The organism is Fibrobacter sp. UWB5 (genome assembly GCF_002210295.1).
Taxonomy (GTDB): domain Bacteria; phylum Fibrobacterota; class Fibrobacteria; order Fibrobacterales; family Fibrobacteraceae; genus Fibrobacter.
In genome coordinates, this window is record NZ_MWQH01000003.1 from 271,800 (window position 1) to 290,908 (window position 19,109).

Genomic DNA, 19,109 nt, shown 5'->3' on the forward strand with positions numbered 1-19,109 from the left:
TCTACATTTGGCGCATGCAATCGCTTGGTATGGATTATTTGAATTCTCGGCTCATGTTCGGCATGGTGCCGGGGCTTGAATCGACTCGAAAACTCTGCAACGCTCTCGGAAATCCTGAACGCACTTTCAAGACAATCCATATCGTCGGTACGAACGGCAAGGGCTCTACAAGCTATTACCTCGCAGGCGTATTGCAGGCCCATGGTTTTAAGACAGGGCTTTTCACGAGCCCGCATCTGGTAAGCCTTCGCGAACGTATTCGTGTAAACGACAATCCCATTAGTGATGCTGATTTGAACCGCTTGCTTCTCCAGGTGAAGGCTGCTGCAGAACAAGTGCAGGTGGAACCGACTTTCTTTGAAGTTTTGACGCTTGTGTCGTTCCTGTATTACGCCGAGCAGGGTGTAGACGTGGTTTCTATGGAAGCGGGCATGGGCGGTCGCCTGGACAGTACGGCGGTGGCGTGCGGCAATATCGTGGTGCTCACGAGTATCGGTCTTGAACACACTGAAGTCTTGGGCCCCACTGAAAGCGCCATTCTTAAAGAAAAGATGGCGGTTGTCGAAGCGGATCGTCGCCGCAATAAGACTTTTGTGGTCGGAGGCCTTTCCGAAGAATTGTTGGCAGAAGCTAGTGCTTATGCAAGTGAACTCGGTGCTGAATGCCTCGTTCCCGAAATTCGGACGGACATCAGACTCCCGAATTTGGGTCGCCATTACATAGAAAACGCGAGCCTTTCCTTGGCTGCAGCCGAATGCTTTGTAAAGGGTGCCGGCCGTCCTTATGATGAAGCCTTGGCGCTCAAGACTCTTGAATCCCGCTCTTGGGCGGGGCGCATGCAGCAACTCGCTGACAAGAATGGAATTGTCCGCTACATTCTGGATGGGGCGCATAATTCTCATGCGGTGCGTCGCTTGGTTGAAACCTTGGCGGAATATTACCCCGGTACCAAGTTCCATTGCGTATTCGGAGCGCTCAAGGATAAAGATGTGGGCGAAATGCTCAAACTCATGTCTCCATTTGTAAGCCACTGGCATATTACCAAGACTCCCTACCCGCGTTTCCGTGAATTGGACGATTTGCGTTCTGAGCTTTCGAACTTGGGTTTGAAGGTGGCTAGCGAAGGCGAACTCAGCCGAAATTTTTTGGACCAAGTTGCCGAAATTGCCTCTGTAGATAACGAAAATATTCCTGTTTTAGTGACCGGCAGCCTCTATATGATTGGCGAAACGGTGCAGGTTCTCAAGGACGATTTTGATGGTTTGGCTTTTTTCCGTGGCCTTGAACCCTCGACTAACGAGCACCGCTAAATTTGCGTAGAAAACAAATTCTGTAAACTGTTTTGGCTCCAAAGCAAATCCTGTAAATCCAAAAGTTTTTCTTGTAAACTTTAGTTTTCGCAAATTTTGCGTTTTTATCGCCAAAAACGTGGATTTTATCCATTATTTCAAAAAATTTGCCGTTTTTTTCGACTTTTTGTCAAAATTACTTGTATATTACTATCGAAATTTTCCCAAAAGACTCTTTTGGTGCGTTTTTTGCTATTGGAATCTTTTGGAAACGTTATTTGGAGATGATATATATGGCAGAAGACTTGCAATACCTTATGGAACGCATCCAGAAAGATGCTGTCGATAAAGCAGAAAACGAGGCGGCGGCTATCATTGCCAAGGCCAAGGAAAAGGCGGCCGATATCGTGAAGGCTGCCGAGGCCGAAGCGTCCGCCCGTCTGGAAAAGGCCGACAAGGACGCCGAAGCGTTCACGGAACGCAGCGAACGCACCCTTGAACAGTCCGCCCGCGACCTTTTGCTTTCGGTAGGCAAGAATCTCGAAAAGATGATTATGGACCTGTTGAACCTCGAGGTGGAAAAGTCCCTGGACGAATCCACCGTCAAGAGCATGCTCCTCACGGTAGCCAAGTCCTATACCTCCGACATCGAGGTGGATTTCTCCGATGCCGATGCCCGTAAGCTCAGCTCCTTCGTGATGGGCGAGTTCAAGAAGCAGCTTTCCGCCGGCGTGAAGGTCGAAAGCGACAAGGGTGTCAAGTTCGGTTTCCGCATCAAGCTCGATGGCGGCAAGGTCACCCACGAATTTACAGAAGCTGCAATGGCCGACGCTCTTTCGGCCCTGCTCCGTCCGCAACTTGCCAGAGTGGTAAACGCTGCCGCACAGGCGAAGTAACGCGGGTACTTGATGAGCAGTCCTTCTTACTTGATGGCATCTCTTCCGATGATTGAGTTCGGCGATCCAGCCCCGCTCAGTATGGAAGATTTTCGCCACCGCTGCATCGGCGTGCTGTCCGAGCCGGAACTTGCGGCTCTGGACGCGCTTTTGGATGACGGTGAATGCGAAGAGTGCGACGACGAGTTCGTGCGCGCCTACAAGGCCCACGAAATCCAGATGAAGAACGTTTCGGGCAGGCTCCGTGCAAGCGCATGGGGGCCCGATATCCGTTTTACGGAAAAGTCCTTTCCGGGTTACGATGTCGCCTTTGCCAAGATGATTCAAGATGCGTTTGCCAAGTCGAATCCTATGGAAAAAGAGCAGGATATCGACAAGGCACGTTTCTGGCTTGTGGACTCGCTCGCAGGAGTGGGCGAGGGTACCGTCAAGCATGTTTACGCTTATGCGATCAAACTGAAGATTTGTGAACGTTGGGCGCGCCTCTCCGAACAAGCGGGCGACGCTGCCGTGTTGAATGTTATTAATGCAAACGATCCTGCATACGCCTCTGCGGCGGCACAGGAATGACCGGAGGTCCATTTTCAATGGCTAGTATCGGAAAAATCATCGGCGTCAACGGTAACCTGATTCGCGTCAAGTTCGAAAGCGCCGTGTCCCAGAACGAAGTGGCGTATGCCAAGCTTACTCAGAAAAACAAGGACGGCAAGTCCGAAGTTATCCCCCTCAAGAGCGAAGTCATCCGTATCCGCGGCGACTACGCCGAACTCCAGGTGTTCGAAGACACCACGGGGCTCAAGACGGGTGACGAGGTGGAATTCACCGGCGAACTTTTGTCCGTAGAACTTGGCCCCGGCCTCTTGACCCAGGTCTTTGACGGTCTGCAGAACCCGCTCCCGAAGCTTGCCGAAGAATGCGGCTTCTTTTTGCAGCGCGGTAAGTACTTGAAGGCGCTCCCGCGCGACAAGAAGTGGGCGTTTACCCCGGTCGCGAAGGTGGGCGATGTGGTGGTCGCCGGCGATACGCTCGGCACCGTGCCCGAAGGCGTGTTCACGCACCGCATCATGGTGCCGTTCCGCCTGCTGGGCAAGTGGACTGTGGAATCGGTCGCTGCCGCTGGCGAACATGTCGTTGAAGATGTGGTCGCCAAGCTCAAGAACGACAAGGGCGAAACCCAGGACGTGACCATGGTGCAGACCTGGCCGGTGAAGATGCCGATCAAGGCCTATGAAGAACGCCTGCGCCCGAGCAAGCCTTTGACCATGCAGCAGCGCATTATCGATACGTTCTTCCCCGTGATGCAGGGCGGTACGTTCTGTACGCCGGGCCCCTTCGGTGCCGGTAAGACCGTGCTCCAGCAGCTCATGAGCCGCTACGCCGACGTGGATATCGTGATCTTGGCCGCTTGCGGTGAACGTGCAGGTGAAGTGGTGGAAACCCTCCGCGAATTCCCTGAACTGATTGACCCGCGTACCGGCAAGTCCCTCATGGAACGTACGCTGATTATTTGTAACACGTCTTCGATGCCGGTGGCTGCTCGTGAAGCTTCCGTGTATACGGGCGTGACTCTCGCCGAATACTACCGCCAGATGGGCCTGAACGTGCTCCTCTTGGCTGACTCGACTTCCCGTTGGGCTCAGGCTCTGCGTGAAATGAGCGGCCGTCTGGAAGAAATTCCGGGCGAAGAAGCCTTCCCGGCTTACCTCGAATCCGTGATCGCCGCCTTCTATGAACGCGGTGGCGTGGTTCGCCTGAAGGACGGCTCTACCGGTTCCGTGACGATTTGCGGTTCCGTGTCGCCTGCAGGTGGTAACTTCGAAGAACCGGTGACCCAGGCTACCTTGAAGGTGGTGGGCGCATTCCTCGGCCTTAGCCGTGAACGTTCCGACCAGCGCCGCTTCCCGGCAATCCACCCGCTGGATTCCTGGTCCAAGTACGAAGGCATCATCGACAGCAAGAAGGTTGCCGAAGCCCGTCACATCCTCGCAAACGGCGTGGACGTGAACAACATGATGAAGGTGGTGGGCGAAGAAGGTACTTCTATCGACGACTTCGTGATTTACCTGAAGTCCGAATACCTCGATGCCGTTTACCTGCAGCAGGACGCCTATAACGAAATTGACGCCGCTTGCTCTGCCGAACGTCAGAAGTACGTGTTCGACAAGGTTTACACCATTCTCAAGACCCCGATGAAGTTCAGCGAAAAGGACGTCGCCCGTACGTTCTTCCTCAAGCTCACTCAATCGACGAAGGACTGGAACCGCGTCAAGTTCGATTCCCAGGAATTCAAGGACCTTGAACAAAGTATTTTTGCTTCCGTGAAGGAGGTTTCCGCTAATGCATAATGTGGCATACCATCGTATTGAACGCATCGCCGGTTCCGTGATTACGCTCCGTGCCGAAGGTGTAGCAAACCAGGAACTTGCCCAAGTGACAAGCTCGTTCGGAACATCCCTTGCCCGTGTGATCCGTATTGACGGCGACATGGTGGACTTGCAGGTGTTCGCAGGTGCCCGTGGTATTTCGACCGACTCTGAAGTGCGCTTCCTTGGCGAACCGATGAAGGTTCCGTACAGCGAGGCCTTGCTTGGCCGCGTGTTTAACGGTGCTGGTAAGCCCCGCGATAACGGCCCCGAAGTGGACGGCGAACGCATTACTATTGGCGGCCCTTCCGTGAACCCCGCAAAGCGTATCATCCCGAAGACGATGGTGCGTACGGGTATCCCGATGATCGACGTGTTCAACACGCTCGTGGTTTCGCAGAAGCTCCCGATTTTCTCTATCGCCGGTGAACCGTATAACGAACTCTTGGCCCGTATCGCATTGCAGGCCGAAGTGGACGTGATTATCCTCGGCGGCATGGGCCTCAAGCACGATGACTACCTGTACTTGAAGGACTTCCTCGAAAAGAACGGTGCTCTTAGCCGTACGGTGATGTTCATGCACACCGCCTCCGACCCGATCGTGGAATGCTTGCTCGTGCCGGATGCTTCCCTCGCTGTGGCAGAAAAGTTCGCCACCGAAGGCAAGAACGTGCTCGTGCTCCTCACCGATATGACGAACTTTGCCGACGCCATGAAGGAAATCGCCATTACGATGGAACAGATTCCGTCGAACCGTGGTTATCCTGGCGACCTTTACTCTCAGCTTGCCAGCCGTTACGAAAAGGCTGTGGACTTCGAAGGTTCGGGCTCCATCACCATTCTGGCCGTTACGACCATGCCGGGTGACGACGTGACCCACCCGGTTCCGGATAACACCGGTTACATTACCGAAGGTCAGTTCTACTTGCGCAAGGGCCGTATCGAACCGTTCGGTTCTCTGTCTCGTTTGAAACAGCAGGTGAACGGCAAGACCCGTAGCGACCACCGTACCATCATGAACACCATGATCCAGCTGTACGCAAGCTACAAGGAAACTTTGGAAAAGCAGTCCATGGGCTTCAACATGAGTAACTGGGACCAGAAGCTGTTGAAGTATGGCCAGCGTTTCGAAAGCGAAATGATGGACCTTTCCGTCAACATTCCGCTGGAAAAGGCTTTGGACCTTGGCTGGGAAATCCTTGCTGACTGTTTCGCACCCGAAGAAACGGGTATTCCGACCAAGATGATCAACGAATATTGGCCCAAGAAGGGGTAATATGGCGAAGGTCAAGCTAACTAAAAACGCCCTCAAGGCGGAACGCGACGCATTGAAGCGCTTCCAGCGCTATCTGCCGACGTTGCTGTTGAAAAAGCAGCAGCTGCAGATGGAAATGCGCACGCTCCAGGAGAGGGTGATGGCTAAGCGAGAAGAGGAGGACAAGCTCCGCAAGAGCATGGCTTCCTGGATTTCGCTGTTTGCCGAACCCATCGAATGGTCAAAGTACCTGTCGGTGAAGGAAGTGCGCCAGGGCGAAGGTAACATCGCCGGCGTGAAGATTCCGACATACGACGGGGTAGACTTTAATATCGCCATTCCGGATTTCTTCACCACGCCCGTGTGGCTGGACGACGGTATCAGAAGCCTCCAGGGCCTGATTTCGCTGCGTCTGGAACGTCGCGTGCTCGAAAAGCAGTACGAACTCCTCTCGAAGGAACTGCGTACCACGAGCCAGCGCGTGAACCTGTTCGAAAAGGTGAAGATTCCCGAGGCGAAGGAAAATATCCGCGTTATCAACATCTTCCTGGGCGACCAGCAGACGTCCGGCGTTGCCCGCAGCAAGCTTGCTAAGGGTAAGGCTACCGCCCGTACCGCTGCCCAGGATGCACTCGCGAAGGAGGCTGCCGCATGATTACTCCTATGAAGAAAGTGACGGTGCTGACGGTTGCAAGTGCAGTTGAAGAGACGCTCCAGGCGCTCCGTACGCTTGAAATTTTGCACCTCACGCCTTTGCAGGCGGCAGCAGGCGCTAAACTGAACAAGGCCCGTGGCGAGATGAACCGCGTGCAGAAGGCCTTGGAAGTGGTGCCCGAAAAGGCCCCGAAGGGTGTGACTCCCGTGAAGGATGCCGCTCCGGCTGCTAGCCTTATTGAAGAAATCCAGAACCTGGTTGCCGAAAGCAAACAGGCGGAAATCGACAAGGAACAGGCCGAAGAGGAACTCACTAAACTTTCCATGTTCAAGAACCTGGACCCCGCAACGGCAGCAGCACTCGCGGCGAAGGGTATCTATGTCAAACTGTACCAGCTCCATGACGGTAAAATCCCGTTCGAACTCGAGGGCGAAGGTTCCATCGAAGAATTCGGTCAGGATGAAAACGGCAAGTATGTAGCTGTCGTGAGCAGGGGAGAAGCCCCTGTCGCCGTGAAGGGTAACTTCACCGAACTCACGATGCCGCAGAAGTCGCTTGCCGAATACCGCGAAATGGAAGCGAAAGCCAAGGAAACGCTTGCCCGCGTCGAAAAACGCCTGGGTGAACTTTCGGGCGTCAGGGAATCTATCGAAGACAAGCTCCTCGAAGTGGGTGACGACTACCGTATGGTCGAAGCCGAAGCCTCGATGGTGGGCGACAAGAACGTCGCTGCCGTGCAGGGCTTCTGCCCGGCTCCGCGTGTCGGCGAACTCGAGAAGGCCGCCCGCGAACACGGCTGGGGCCTCCTGGTGGACGATCCCGCCGAAGACGACGATATCCCGACGCTGTTGACCTACAGCAAGCTCAGCCGTCCCATGCAGTTCCTGTACGACATCATCGGCATTTCGCCGGGGTACAAGGAAGTGGACGTGTCGGCCGTGTTCCTTTGCTTCTTCAGTATCTTCTTTGCGATGATTGTGGGCGACTCGGCTTACGGCCTGTTGTTCCTCGGTCTGGCTCTCTTTGCCCGCTCCAAGATGCCGAAGGCAAATCCTGCTGGTTTCCACTTTATCTACCTCATGAGCATCGCCACCATCGTGTGGGGTGTCATCAACGCAAGCTTCCTCGGGCTCAGCCCCTCGCTTGCGGGGTGGACGTATTACCTGGACATCACCAACTACGGCTGGTTGCCTGAACCGCTGAAGAACGCGATGCTCTGGATCCGCACTAGTGCCCCGACTGACCCTGCGAAGTTCGAAGCCTACAAGGCCTTCGCCCAGTCGATCACGATCTTGCCCGAAAGCTTCGTGCCGAAGGCGGCGGGTGCCTCCCAGATGCAGCATATCCAGCTGTTCTGCTTCTGCATCGCTGTTGTCCACCTGAGTATCGCTCATATCTGGAACGTCTGCGTGCGCATCAAGCGCAAGGATTCCACGTTCATGGCGCAGGTGGGCTGGCTTATCGGCTGCTGGGTGATGTTCTTCCTTGCGTGCCAGATGGTGCTCGGTATCGATATGCCGAAGTTCGTCATCCCGATGTTCATCGTGGAAGCCGTTCTTCTGGTGCTCTTTACCGTTCCGCCGAAGCGCCTCAAACAGGACTTCATCAGCATCCCGATGCTTGTGCTTGACGTGGTGAACAGCTTTACCGACGTGATCAGCTATATCCGTCTGTTCGCTGTGGGCATGTCCGGTGCGGCCATTGCCGAAGCGTTCAACGACATGCTTTCGCCGCTGTTTGGCTCTGCTGTCGGTATCGCCGGTGCAGCCTTCCTGCTGCTCTTTGTGCATGGCCTGAACATCGCGCTTGCGGTCATGGGCGTCGCGGTCCACGCGGTACGTCTGAATACACTCGAATTTTCAAATGGACTTGGCCAGGAATGGAGCGGATTCGCCTTCGCCCCCTTCGCCAAGCAGAAAAATTAAACCAAGGGATAATTCCCGCTACTTAATGAGGAAAAAACAATGGAACCGAATACAATGGTTACTCTCGCTAAAATGGGTGCTGCAGCTGCGCTTGGCATTGCGGCTATGGGCTCTGCCCTTGGTTGCGGAACGGCCGGTATGTCCGCCATCACGATGTGGAAGAAGGCTTATGCCCAGGGCAAGTCCGCCCTCTTCACGCTCTTGGTGTTCGTGGGTGCCCCGATTTCCCAGACGATTTATGGCATGTTGCTCATGAACTTCATCTTGAGCAAGGCTGCTGAAAACGGCTTTACCAACTGGGGCGGCTGCCTCGGCGCCGGCATCTTCGGCGGTCTCGGCATGATGGCTTCTGCCTGGTACCAGGGTAAGTCTGCAGCTGTGGCTTGCGATGCTCTCGGTGAAACCGGCAAGGGCATGGTGAACTACCTGATGGTGCTCGGTATCGTGGAAACCGTGGCCCTGTTCGTTCTCGTGTTCTCCATGATGGTGCTCTAATCCAGCGAGGTAACACGTATGGATCAAGCTCAACTTTTAACGCTCGCGAAACTCGGCGCGGTGGCGGCCCTGGGCCTTGCCGCGGTGGGTTCTGCGCTGGGCTGCGGGACTGCCGGCATGGCGGCCATCGGGGCCTGGAAGAAGGCGTATCTCAAGGGTAAGAACGCGCTGTTTACGCTGCTCATCTTCGTGGGCGCGCCGATTGCGCAGACAATCTACGGCATGTTGCTGATGATGTACATCCTGAACAAGTCCCAGGCGGCCCCTGCCAACTGGGCTGCATACCTGGGTGTGGGCATCTTCGGTGGCATCGGCATGATGGCCTCTGCCTGGTACGTGGGCAAGTCGGCGGCTGACGCCTGCAACGCCCTCGGCGAAACCGGCAAGGGCCTCGTGAACTACCTCATGGTGCTCGGCGTCGGCGAAACCGTCGCGCTGTTCGTCATGGTGTTCTCGATGATGCTGGTATCGTAGGACAAAGTGTCATGCCCGCGCAGGCGGGCATCTCCTTTTCAAGAATAGCGGGGCAATGCCCCGCACCCTTTTTTTATAATTGGACTGCGAAAAACAATTAGGATTAGACTGAACTGTTGCGTTTTTACAAGAGTGTAAAAATGTATTATCGTTTCCATTGTGTGGCCTAAAAAAGGGAGATTCACAATGGCAAATGTGAGATACACTCAGGAAAAGCGCATCCAGGTAGCGGAGTATGTCCTAGATGGAAGATATTCCGCCTCGGTCGCCTCGAAAGTTTTCGGGATAGGTGTCAATACCGTCTGTAGGTGGGTGAATAGGCTCTGCGAAAAGCGGGGCCTTCCTTGTTATAGGGCCGAGCGGAAGGGCCGGAGAAGGGAATCGACGCGGGCTCGGCTGAAAGAGTTGGTTCGCCGCAACCGTCGGCTAGAAAAGCAACTTGCCCATGCGAGGGAGACTGCGGAGATTCTCAAGGCCATCCCGGTTCATCTATATTCCACGACCCGGTTCAAGTGCGAGGCCATTCATGAAAAACGGGACTGCTTCCCTGTTTCAAGGATGTGCGAGGCGCTTGGTGTCAGGCTGGCCTCGTATTACCAGTGGATTCGTGCGGAGGCCCGTCGAGCCGAGCGCCGCGAGCGAGAAAGGGCCCTTGCCGATGTGGTTATTCGTGTGTTCGAGGAAAACCGCAGAACATACGGTTGCCGCAGGATGAAGGTCGCCCTTGCAAACGAGGGGGTGGATGTCAGCGAGTACAGGATTCGTCGCATTATGCACGAGAACGGGCTGTATCCTGTGGCCCGAAGGCGGTGGCGGCCCTACCGCAAGGGAACCTGCGACAGCATGTACAGCGAAAATATTTTGCAGCGCGAGTTCTTGCCCGATGCGTTGAACAAGGTCTGGGCGGGAGACATTACCTACATCGCGACGAGCTTCGGCTGGCTTTACCTGGCCGTTGTCATCGACCTGTGCAACAAGGAGATTGTAGGTTATAGGCTGTCGCGCAATATTGAATCTGAGATTGTTGTGGAGGCGCTTGGTAGCGCATTTGCACGGCGTGGCGTTCATGAGGGGCTAGTGTTCCACTCGGACCGTGGGCCGCAATACAGTAGCAGACGGTACCGGACAATGCTTGCCGAGAACAAGGCCGTGCCTTCAATGAGTGCCCCGGGCTGCCCATACGACAATGCTTGCGTGGAGAGCTTTTTCGCTTGCCTGAAAACGGAACTGCTTTACAGGAGAAAGTATTCCTGCATGGAGGAGGTGGAGTCGGACATATTCGACTATATTGAGGCGTTCTATAACCGCAGGAGGTTGCATAGCACGCTCGGGTACCTGAGCCCGGTAGAGTATAGGTTGAAAAGGCTGGCCGCGTAAGGAGCCGGCTTAGGCTAGACTTCGAGTTGAGTCAGTTTCCCGTTTTCCTGTTCCGCCTTGAATATGTCGTAGACATAGGGAGAACTTTCAAGGTAAAGTCCGGTTTCCAGGTCAACCAACTTGGCGAATGTTTCAGACGCGTAGAGCCTGCGCATCGCCTCGATGAGCGGGATTTTCTGGTCTTCCATCATATACGAGATGATGTCTCCCGTTATGAGTTCAGCAAGCATTTTGGGCTTAGACATGGGCCGACTCCTTCTTTTTCAACAGCGCAATCGCTTTTTCTGAGTGGAAGAGAATCACTGTATCTTCCCTCCGTTCTGCTGGCTGACTAGCGTTAGGTCGTTGATGGCGTCTTCAAATGAAAGCGTATGCTCCACATCGTAGAATTCAACAAGGAAATCCATCGCTCCGTGATTGCATAGATAATCAAAAGCCTGCTTTTCGGTGAGGCTCTTGTTTGCGGCGAACTCGTTGACGCATGCAACGGTATATCTGATCAGTTTCTTGTCCATTCTGTAGATAATATACATAACGGCGAGCGTTATGGCAATAGTAGGCAAGGAGAGCTAGGCTTGTATGTTGGTCCTCTTGCGAGGAATAGCGAAAAAAGGTATATTCAATGGTAAAAAGAGGTATATTCTGACCGGGTTTGAAAAATATTTGAAGGATTATTTTGATCGAAAGGAAGCGCTTGCTTACCGTTCAAAGATTATACAACGTACAGAAAACCTGTTTGAACGAAACGCTTTGTTGGAAGAGTATTATCCATTATGGGTTCGGTTTATCAGCGATTTTGAGAAAATTAATCGGAACTCTACGGTGCGTGTCGAATGTAAAAGACGATATGGAGAAAAATGCGTATGGGGGCCGGACATAATAGAGATGTGGGAAAGATATTTTAAGGAAAAATATGTGGCTGAACCAAAGTTGAAACGATGATTGCACATAGCAAAGGATTTGGACTGTTGTAGGGATTCTTTGCTTTTTAATCTGGACGGAAAATGTTGAGAAAAATCGTAATTGAAAATCTGGGTGTGTTTAGGCATTTGTCGATGGAGCTCGCTCCGCGTCTGAATATTCTCTGCGGAACAAACGGAACTGGTAAGTCCTTTTTGTTGGATTCCGTGTGGTTTGCCTTGACGCATCGATGGCCCATCGAGCCCGTTACGTCTATCAAAAAAGCCAGAATTGAATGCATTGGGTCGGATTCGTCTGGTGACCATGTGGATTACTCGGCTTCATTTGACCGTAGTGAACAGGAATGGACCTGGTCGCCGGACAAATTTGACAATACAGGATTAGTCTTTTATGCAAGGGCGGATGGCAGCCTCTGCGTTGCGGATTCTGTACAGGGAAATTCACTAGCCCTTTCTTTGCATGAAATTTGGAATGGACGGGAAAAATCCGGCAAGTTTGTATGCGAGGGTCTTGTTTCAGATGTCCTCAAATGGCAGAATCGCAGAAGTGAAGAACTTGCCATGTTCGAAAAGATTCTTGAGGTTCTTTCTCCATCAAATTTCAAAATAAGATTGTCTTTGCCAACACGGATATCGCTTGATGATGTTCGAGATATTCCGACAGTGGCGTTGCCTTACGGAAATGTTCCTGTACTCCATACTTCTTCGGGAATCCGCCGCATTTTGACTTTGGCTTATTGCCTTACTTGGGTATACTCTGAACATTGTCGTGCATGTAATGTGGCGGGAATGTCGTATGATTCGAGAATGACATTCTTGATGGACGATGTTGAAGCGAACCTGCACCCTGATTGGCAGGGATCTATTCTTGAATCAATCTTTGCTGCAATTTCTGCCTTGCGTGGTTCCCTTGAAAATGTGCAGCTGTTTGTAGCGACAAAATCACCGATGGTGACCGATTGGGCAAAGGTGCATTTTGATTTCCCGCTTGACGGAATGCTTGAGTTACGAGAGGATGAAAAAAATACGTAATGTTGGATGATAGCCCGTTACTCACTTGCAAGATTTAATTTTTTTTGCTAAAATTTAAGTGAATTCGGCTGGGCTCCACACCATTAAAGAGAGTATATAGGATGCTGGAAAGAAGTCGCACCGCAAGGGACCCTCTTAACTCTCACTAGAGGAAACCCAGAAGTCTTGGATATGCGCCCAAGAGGCTGAATTCTTTTTTATATGCGATTAGTCACGACACCAACGCTAAGGTAGGACACTGGGCTAATCTGCAAATGTATGTCTCTCCGAAGATTATCTGAGAAAGGGTAATTGGGCATGTACTGGCAAAACTCACATGTTGGAACGGGATATACTGCATATTTTTTTATAATTAGATTATGCTTGACGAAATAAAGAGAGCTTATTACGAATCCGGGAAATTGAAGGAAGAAACAAGATATTCCGGCGGCAAGAAAAATGGCCCTTGCCGGCAGTATGATGAAAACGGAATTCTTGTTGCCGAACAGAATTACAAAGACGACGTGCGTGAAGGCCGGAGTGCCTCTTTTTATGCTAACGGGAATGTCAAGAGCGAACTCTTTTACGAACATGGCGAACCATCGGGCGTGCAAACGGATTATTATGACGATGGCTCCGTGTATAGAAAGCTTCCCATAAAAAATGGATACATCGAAGGGCTTGTGAAAATGTATGCTAGGGAGGGTTTTTTAGCATTTGAAGCTCCGTTTCATCTTGGTATAGTAAACGGAATTGTACGCAGATATGACAAGAAAGGCTTGATTGTAGAAGACGTTCCTATCTATGACCATAAGGTTGACGGTATTCGGCATGTTTATCGAGAGGGGAAATTGTATGCAGAAGAAAGGTATAACAAGGGTAAGCGAGATGGCTTTACAAAAATATATGGTCGAAATAACCTAGACCAATATCTCTCATTGTTTGTCGATGATGAATACTGTGGTTCGAAGGCTGTCAATTATTATGAAAACGGCAATATTCACCGCGAAATGGAAATGGATAGGGGAATGCCTGATGGAGTGCAGATAGAGTATCATGAAAATGGAACTGTTGCATTTAGGTTGAATTACAGGCGCGGCATGCCCATAGATGGAGAGTATGAAATATATGATGAGTATGGGAACTATGATGGAATGTGCGAATGTAAAAATGGCCATGCCTTTCTTTACGATGTGGTTGGAAATCTTGTAGAACATTGGGCTATATATCGTGGTCTAAGAAACGGGCTTAGCGAATTTTTGATTCCTGAAAAAAGAATACTTTATTGTTTTGAAGGGAAAGCCTGTAAATCCTTAGAAGATTTTCTTGAAAGGACCTTCGACAGGCTGGCAGAAAGATGGCTGTCACGTTTTTCGCAAACAGGCCAAGAAACGGTTAGAGAATCTTATAGAAACTTATTCAGGCAAGCCTATTATTTGGCGAAACCGGATTCCCTAAATTCGCTGGATGCACCTCGTGAAGAACTGGAACGCTGCAATTTTAGTGAAATTTCTAACGAGCGCTATGCTGACTATGTCGCAAGGGAATTTTCGTTGCGTCTTGGCCTTGCCTCTGGAGGAGAGGAAGAGCGAAGATTGGCAGTGGCCTTAAAGAGGCTGCTAAGGCCTTGTTCTAGTGCGAACCGCTGAAAATCCAAGGGCAACCGCCAGAGAATTTGAGAAAAAACATCCGTAATCAGCTGTTGCCGGACTTTCAAAGCCCGGCAATTATCTATATTCACGACATGGCTTTTTAGCTGCATCGGCGGTTGTGTGCCGGTCGGGTAACGGGCTACCAGTTTTTAGAGTTGTTGCTCTTATTCTCATCACTGAAATCCGCTAAATTTCAAATGCATACGAGAATAAGGCGAACACTCACGTCCCTATGGGGCGTGGGTCGTTCGTGCTTGTAGTATGCAGGGCTTTTAGCGGAGCCTCAGTGATGCAAGTCGGATGACTCCACGCCTTTTTTACATGCTCCCATTATTCAGGAGCGCGAGGCGCGAAAGAATCCACTTGCAAAAGGATAAGGGTTAGAACTGAACCTTTAACCTTTTTGTACATGAGGCCCCCATGCCCTCGCTGACCTGGATTGGCAAAGACGCCGTTTTGAATCACCACCTGGATGTCCCTTATCGGGTTCTGGAAAAGAAATACGATTTTGGCGATGGCGAGCCGGGCAACAAGATTATCCACGGCGACAACTTGGAAGCACTCAAATCTCTGCTCCCTGAATACGAAGGTCGCGTCAAATGCATCTACATTGATCCGCCGTATAACACGGGCAACGAGAACTGGGTCTATAACGACAATGTGAACAGCCCGAAAATCAAGAAGTGGCTGGGGCAAGTGGTAGGGAAGGAATCCGAGGACTTGACCCGTCACGACAAGTGGCTTTGCATGATGTACCCGCGCCTTAAGTTGTTGCAGAAATTGTTGAGCAATGACGGGGCGATTTTTATAAGCATCGATGATAACGAACAGGCGAATCTGAAGTTGGTTTGTGACGAGATATTTGGGGTTGGGAATTTTGTAGCTCAGGTGATATGGGAAAGAGCATATGCACCAGTTAATCTGAAAAAACATTTTTCTGAAAGTCATGATTACATTTTGTGTTATGCAAAAAAAGTAGAGAATCTTGTTTGTAACGGATTGCCAAGGTCTGAAGATGCCAATAGTAGATACTCAAATCCAGACAATGATCCAAGAGGTGCTTGGAAAGCATCGGATTGTTCTGTCGGCCCTGTAGTAGAAGAAAAAGTGTATGAAATTGAGTTGCCATCAAAAAGAAAAGTTTTACCATCAAAAGGGAGATGTTGGCTTTATACAAAAGAAAGATTTGCAGAAATGGTAGCCGATAATCGTATATGGTTTGGACCTGATGGAAATAGTGTTCCTGCCGTGAAAAAGTTTCTTTCAGAAGTAAAGCAGGGAATAACCCCAATGACTATTTGGAAGTATACAGAGGTTGGACATTCTCAGGAAGCGACAAAAAAACTAAAAGAAATATTTGATGGTAAAGCGGTTTTTGATTACCCAAAATCAGTAGATTTGTTAAAAAGATGTTTTGAATTGTACTCCGACAAATCCTCCATCGTCCTCGATTCCTTCGCGGGTTCCGGCACCACGGCCCATGCTGTGCTGAACTTGAACAAACAAGATGGTGGCAACCGCAAGTTCATCCTTGTCGAAATGGAAGATTACGCAGAAACCATCACTGCTGAACGCGTCCGCCGCGTAATTGGTGGTTACGGCGAAGGCAAGAATGCCGTTGAAGGCACCGGCGGTTCATTCGCCTACTACGAACTGGGTCCAGAACTTTTGAAGGATGGTTTTATCAACGAAGATGTCCCGGAGCGGACCATTCGCGAATACCTCTATTACACCGAAACAAACCATGCTTTGCCGCAAAGCAACAATGGGCATCCGGCTCATCTAGGGAACTTCGAAGGCGTCGCCTACTATTTCCTTTACAACAAGGACGAAACAACGACGCTTGATGCAACTTTTCTTGCGTCAATTTCGGAGAAGGCCGACCGCTATGTCATCTATGCGGACAACTGCATCATGCCGCAAAAATTCCTGTTTGACCACGACATCACCTTCAAGAAAATCCCGCGTGATATCCGGAGGTTCTAATGATTCTCAAGCAATACCAGAAAGACATCATCGAAGATTTGACCCGCTATTTGGAAATTCTCCAAAAGACAAAGAACATTTCGGAGAGTTTCAATGAATTCTGGCGGTTGCATCCACGGACTCCGCTCACTCCGTTTCCCGGCGAAATCGTGGAACCCTACAAGAACAATGTTGCAGGTGTTCCTCATGTGTGTCTGAAGGTACCGACTGCTGGTGGAAAAACATTCATTGCCGCCAATGCGTTGAGAGCGATTTTTTCAATTTTCCCGCAAGACCATGCAAAGACTGTCGTGTGGCTTGTTCCGTCAAATTCCATCCTTGAACAGACCATTCGCAATTTTTCGAACCCGGAACATCCATATCGCGAACAGTTGAATGCGGATTTCGGGAATCGTGTGGAAGTCTATGACAAGACCGCTCTTTTACAGGGTGCGGGATTCAACGCTTCGTCCGTAAAGGAAAACTTGTCCCTTTGCATTCTCAGTTTCGATAGCCTGCGGAGTCGCAACAAAGACAATCGCAATGCCTACAAGGAAAACGGCAACTTGTTGTCTTTTGCGGAATCTGCTGATGAAGAAGTATCCTTGATGTCGGTTTTCAAGCAACTTAATCCCGTAATCGTTGTAGATGAAAGCCATAACGCGGAAAGTGAGTTGAGCGTTGATATGCTTAAACAGCTAAATCCAAGCTTTATTCTGGACTTGACGGCGACTCCACGAAAGAACAGCAATATAGTGAGTTTCACCAGTGCTTTTGAACTCAAAAAAGAAAGCATGGTCAAGTTGCCCGTGATTGTCTATAACCACCAGAGCAAGGATGAAGTCGTAAATTCGGCTCTGGAACTTCGCGCCCGCTTGGAACGAGCCGCTTTTGACGCTCAAAATCAGGGAGGGGCGCCCATTCGCCCCATCATCCTATTCCAGGCGGAGCCCAAGACAAAAGAAGACAACGCCACCTTCGATAAAATCAAGGCGATGCTAATCGAAAAGGGAATCAAGGAAAGCGAAATCAAGATAAAAACCGCCGATAAAAACGAGTTGGCTGGTTTGGATTTGATGTCGCCGGATTGCGAAGTCCGTTACATCATTACGGTGAACGCTCTGAAAGAAGGCTGGGATTGTCCTTATGCGTACATTCTTGCTTCGCTTGCCGACAAGAACTCCGCTGTGGATGTGGAACAGATTCTCGGAAGGGTGCTGCGCCTACCTTATACCCGCAAAAATCCGAACCCGATGTTGAACATGAGTTATGTGCTTACGGCATCGAACAAGTTCTTGGATACCGTGCAGAATGTGGTGGAAGGTTTGAACCGCGCAGGCTTCAGCGGCAAGGACTACAGAATTGCGGATACGCAGGTGGTCAACGATTTGCCTAGTGAGGTCCCTGTCGCACCGTCGCCAGTCGATTTGTTGTCGTCGATTTCACCGGAAACGCAAGAGCCTTCGGGAAGTAGTTTTGGTGGAATCATGCCGACAGCAACAAGCTGGAATCCTGGGGCAAGTGTTTGTCCTGCAAGCCCTGCCGTGCAAGACATAGAACGCTTGGCAAGACAAGAAAACGAAACGATGGAAATGCAAATCCGGGAGAGCAAATCTTCTGGAGTTGCCCCTACACCTGCAGATCTGGAGAAGCAAGTGAAAAACGCCCACATCAAGGACAACTTCATCGAAAGCGCAAGCGGAATTTGCCTGCCTAAATTCTTCATGAACATGGATGGCATTGAAAACGACTTGTTCGGTCTCCGCGAAATGGAATTTGAAAAGGACATGCTCCTGAAAAAATTCCCGCTGCGCACCTGCGATACATCCATCAACTTCGACAACGTCGATGCGGAAATATACAAGGTCGATTTGGATGAAAGTTCCAAGGACAATACTCCGACATTCTGCAAAGTAGGGAAGGATGTTCAAACAAGCCTCGCACAATGGATTTTAAGTATCAAGGATGTCGAAAGCAAACGCAAAAAATGCGCCGAATTGTTAGTGGGGCTTGTCGGAAAAATGTACCCCATTCCCGACCAGGAAATCAAGATATACATTGAGCGCGTCTTGGAATCGTTCGATGATGCCGCTTTCAACCACATGCTGAATAACTCCGCCCCATACGCCGCAAAAATCAAGGCAGCCATCCAAAATCACGCCGACACCTATGTGCGTGACGAGTTCCGCCGTGAACTAGATTCGGACAAGATTATCTTGAAGCCCTCCTATATGTTCAAAAAGCAGAAGCCATATTCTGCGAAAGGCAAGAGCATTGCCAAGAGCCTATACGAACCGGAAGAAGGTTTTAATGAATTCGAAGCCGAAGTCGTGAACGATATCGCCAATTTGGAAAATGTGGAATTCTGGACCCGCAACAAGGAACGCTCGGATTTCTGCATCAACGGGTTCATTAACCACTATCCCGATTTCATCATCAAGACGAAAAAAGGTAAAATCGTCCTGCTGGAAACCAAGGGCGACCATTTGGATGCTGCGAGGAAAATTGAACTCGGGAACCTTTGGGCGTCAAAAGCCGGAAACGAATATCGCTATTGCCTAGTGTATAAGGACCGGAGCGAAGAGGGCGCATACACCAAGGAAGAATTCTTGAGCCAGATGAGGAACTGGTAAAAAATTACGTGCGCATGTAGAATCTACACATCGCCGTGACACAACTTTTACAAAAAATAATGCAACCCAGACAAAGTTTTTAGTTAGTTTGTACTCAATTACACTTTGTCCTTAATTTTTGTCGTCGGAAACGGGCATTTGGGGTGGATTTGTAGGTTTTTTAATAGTGGGTTCATGAACGACCATATTCATTACCGGT

17 protein-coding genes are annotated in these 19,109 nt (G+C 50.6%); 15 read left to right on the plus strand and 2 right to left on the minus strand.

Translation table 11 applies throughout. The features are described from left to right. The first annotated feature begins 14 nt into the window (after positions 1–14). The 10 genes from B7989_RS07280 (at position 15) to B7989_RS07325 (ending at position 10,729) form a co-directional block, all read left to right on the plus strand. Positions 15–1,310, plus strand: coding sequence for a folylpolyglutamate synthase/dihydrofolate synthase family protein (locus B7989_RS07280; RefSeq protein ID WP_088627876.1), 1,296 nt, complete (start codon positions 15–17; stop codon positions 1,308–1,310). A gap of 272 nt (positions 1,311–1,582) precedes the next feature. Next, the gene (locus B7989_RS07285) at positions 1,583–2,185 is read left to right on the plus strand and encodes an ATPase (protein WP_088627877.1); all 603 of its coding nucleotides are present in this window, start codon (positions 1,583–1,585) and stop codon (positions 2,183–2,185) included. A 12-nt stretch (positions 2,186–2,197) separates the two neighbouring features. After that, positions 2,198–2,755, plus strand: a complete 558-nt coding sequence (locus B7989_RS07290) for a DUF2764 family protein (protein WP_088627878.1) — start codon at positions 2,198–2,200, stop codon at positions 2,753–2,755. A gap of 17 nt (positions 2,756–2,772) precedes the next feature. Then, entirely contained in the window at positions 2,773–4,530 is a 1,758-nt protein-coding gene (locus B7989_RS07295; RefSeq protein WP_088627879.1) for a V-type ATP synthase subunit A, read from the plus strand. Beyond that, positions 4,523–5,824: a V-type ATP synthase subunit B gene (locus B7989_RS07300; RefSeq protein ID WP_072799621.1), complete on the plus strand. Its 1,302-nt coding sequence runs from the start codon at positions 4,523–4,525 to the stop codon at positions 5,822–5,824. The genes B7989_RS07295 and B7989_RS07300 overlap by 8 nt, the downstream gene beginning before the upstream one ends. A gap of 1 nt (position 5,825) precedes the next feature. Then, the gene (locus B7989_RS07305; protein ID WP_088627880.1) at positions 5,826–6,458 is read left to right on the plus strand and encodes a V-type ATP synthase subunit D; all 633 of its coding nucleotides are present in this window, start codon (positions 5,826–5,828) and stop codon (positions 6,456–6,458) included. Further along, the gene (locus tag B7989_RS07310; RefSeq protein WP_088627881.1) at positions 6,455–8,383 is read left to right on the plus strand and encodes a V-type ATP synthase subunit I; all 1,929 of its coding nucleotides are present in this window, start codon (positions 6,455–6,457) and stop codon (positions 8,381–8,383) included. The genes B7989_RS07305 and B7989_RS07310 overlap by 4 nt, the downstream gene beginning before the upstream one ends. Before the next feature lie 39 nt (positions 8,384–8,422). Next, entirely contained in the window at positions 8,423–8,878 is a 456-nt protein-coding gene (locus tag B7989_RS07315; RefSeq protein WP_088627882.1) for a V-type ATP synthase subunit K, read from the plus strand. Between the two features lie 18 nt (positions 8,879–8,896). Next, on the plus strand, positions 8,897–9,352 hold the full coding sequence (locus B7989_RS07320; RefSeq protein WP_072799628.1) for a V-type ATP synthase subunit K: 456 nt from the start codon (positions 8,897–8,899) through the stop codon (positions 9,350–9,352). A 186-nt stretch (positions 9,353–9,538) separates the two neighbouring features. Further along, on the plus strand, positions 9,539–10,729 hold the full coding sequence (locus tag B7989_RS07325; RefSeq protein ID WP_088627883.1) for an IS3 family transposase: 1,191 nt from the start codon (positions 9,539–9,541) through the stop codon (positions 10,727–10,729). Between the two features lie 14 nt (positions 10,730–10,743). Here B7989_RS07325 and B7989_RS07330 read toward each other — a convergent pair whose 3' ends face one another. Next, positions 10,744–10,974 (minus strand): hypothetical protein, encoded by a 231-nt coding sequence (locus B7989_RS07330; RefSeq protein ID WP_073161622.1) that lies wholly within the window; start codon positions 10,972–10,974, stop codon positions 10,744–10,746. A 54-nt stretch (positions 10,975–11,028) separates the two neighbouring features. Then, positions 11,029–11,244 (minus strand): DUF3791 domain-containing protein, encoded by a 216-nt coding sequence (locus tag B7989_RS07335; RefSeq protein ID WP_072801212.1) that lies wholly within the window; start codon positions 11,242–11,244, stop codon positions 11,029–11,031. Between the two features lie 64 nt (positions 11,245–11,308). On the opposite strand from B7989_RS07335, the gene B7989_RS07340 reads away from it, so the two are divergent. The 5 genes from B7989_RS07340 (at position 11,309) to B7989_RS07360 (ending at position 18,910) form a co-directional block, all read left to right on the plus strand. After that, positions 11,309–11,671, plus strand: coding sequence for a hypothetical protein (locus B7989_RS07340; RefSeq protein ID WP_088627884.1), 363 nt, complete (start codon positions 11,309–11,311; stop codon positions 11,669–11,671). Between the two features lie 62 nt (positions 11,672–11,733). After that, complete coding sequence (locus B7989_RS07345) at positions 11,734–12,681, plus strand: AAA family ATPase (protein ID WP_088627885.1); 948 nt, start codon at positions 11,734–11,736, stop codon at positions 12,679–12,681. 359 nt (positions 12,682–13,040) lie between these two features. Then, entirely contained in the window at positions 13,041–14,309 is a 1,269-nt protein-coding gene (locus tag B7989_RS07350; protein ID WP_088627886.1) for a toxin-antitoxin system YwqK family antitoxin, read from the plus strand. A gap of 423 nt (positions 14,310–14,732) precedes the next feature. Next, a complete protein-coding gene (locus tag B7989_RS07355; RefSeq protein WP_088627887.1) occupies positions 14,733–16,298 on the plus strand; it encodes a site-specific DNA-methyltransferase in 1,566 nt (521 codons plus the stop codon). After that, positions 16,298–18,910 (plus strand): DEAD/DEAH box helicase, encoded by a 2,613-nt coding sequence (locus B7989_RS07360; RefSeq protein ID WP_088627888.1) that lies wholly within the window; start codon positions 16,298–16,300, stop codon positions 18,908–18,910. Before B7989_RS07355 ends, B7989_RS07360 begins: the two co-directional genes overlap by 1 nt. Positions 18,911–19,109 lie beyond the last annotated feature (199 nt).

Bases quoted from the DNA above. Each gene is read 5' to 3' on its own strand.
- B7989_RS07280 (WP_088627876.1), top strand. From the start codon at position 15: ATGCAATCGCTTGGTATGGATTATTTGAATTCTCGGCTCATGTTCGGC.
- B7989_RS07285 (WP_088627877.1), top strand. From the start codon at position 1,583: ATGGCAGAAGACTTGCAATACCTTATGGAACGCATCCAGAAAGATGCT.
- B7989_RS07290 (WP_088627878.1), top strand. From the start codon at position 2,198: ATGAGCAGTCCTTCTTACTTGATGGCATCTCTTCCGATGATTGAGTTC.
- B7989_RS07295 (WP_088627879.1), top strand. From the start codon at position 2,773: ATGGCTAGTATCGGAAAAATCATCGGCGTCAACGGTAACCTGATTCGC.
- B7989_RS07300 (WP_072799621.1), top strand. From the start codon at position 4,523: ATGCATAATGTGGCATACCATCGTATTGAACGCATCGCCGGTTCCGTG.
- B7989_RS07305 (WP_088627880.1), top strand. From the start codon at position 5,826: ATGGCGAAGGTCAAGCTAACTAAAAACGCCCTCAAGGCGGAACGCGAC.
- B7989_RS07310 (WP_088627881.1), top strand. From the start codon at position 6,455: ATGATTACTCCTATGAAGAAAGTGACGGTGCTGACGGTTGCAAGTGCA.
- B7989_RS07315 (WP_088627882.1), top strand. From the start codon at position 8,423: ATGGAACCGAATACAATGGTTACTCTCGCTAAAATGGGTGCTGCAGCT.
- B7989_RS07320 (WP_072799628.1), top strand. From the start codon at position 8,897: ATGGATCAAGCTCAACTTTTAACGCTCGCGAAACTCGGCGCGGTGGCG.
- B7989_RS07325 (WP_088627883.1), top strand. From the start codon at position 9,539: ATGGCAAATGTGAGATACACTCAGGAAAAGCGCATCCAGGTAGCGGAG.
- B7989_RS07330 (WP_073161622.1), bottom strand. From the start codon at position 10,974: ATGTCTAAGCCCAAAATGCTTGCTGAACTCATAACGGGAGACATCATC.
- B7989_RS07335 (WP_072801212.1), bottom strand. From the start codon at position 11,244: ATGGACAAGAAACTGATCAGATATACCGTTGCATGCGTCAACGAGTTC.
- B7989_RS07340 (WP_088627884.1), top strand. From the start codon at position 11,309: ATGTTGGTCCTCTTGCGAGGAATAGCGAAAAAAGGTATATTCAATGGT.
- B7989_RS07345 (WP_088627885.1), top strand. From the start codon at position 11,734: ATGTTGAGAAAAATCGTAATTGAAAATCTGGGTGTGTTTAGGCATTTG.
- B7989_RS07350 (WP_088627886.1), top strand. From the start codon at position 13,041: ATGCTTGACGAAATAAAGAGAGCTTATTACGAATCCGGGAAATTGAAG.
- B7989_RS07355 (WP_088627887.1), top strand. From the start codon at position 14,733: ATGCCCTCGCTGACCTGGATTGGCAAAGACGCCGTTTTGAATCACCAC.
- B7989_RS07360 (WP_088627888.1), top strand. From the start codon at position 16,298: ATGATTCTCAAGCAATACCAGAAAGACATCATCGAAGATTTGACCCGC.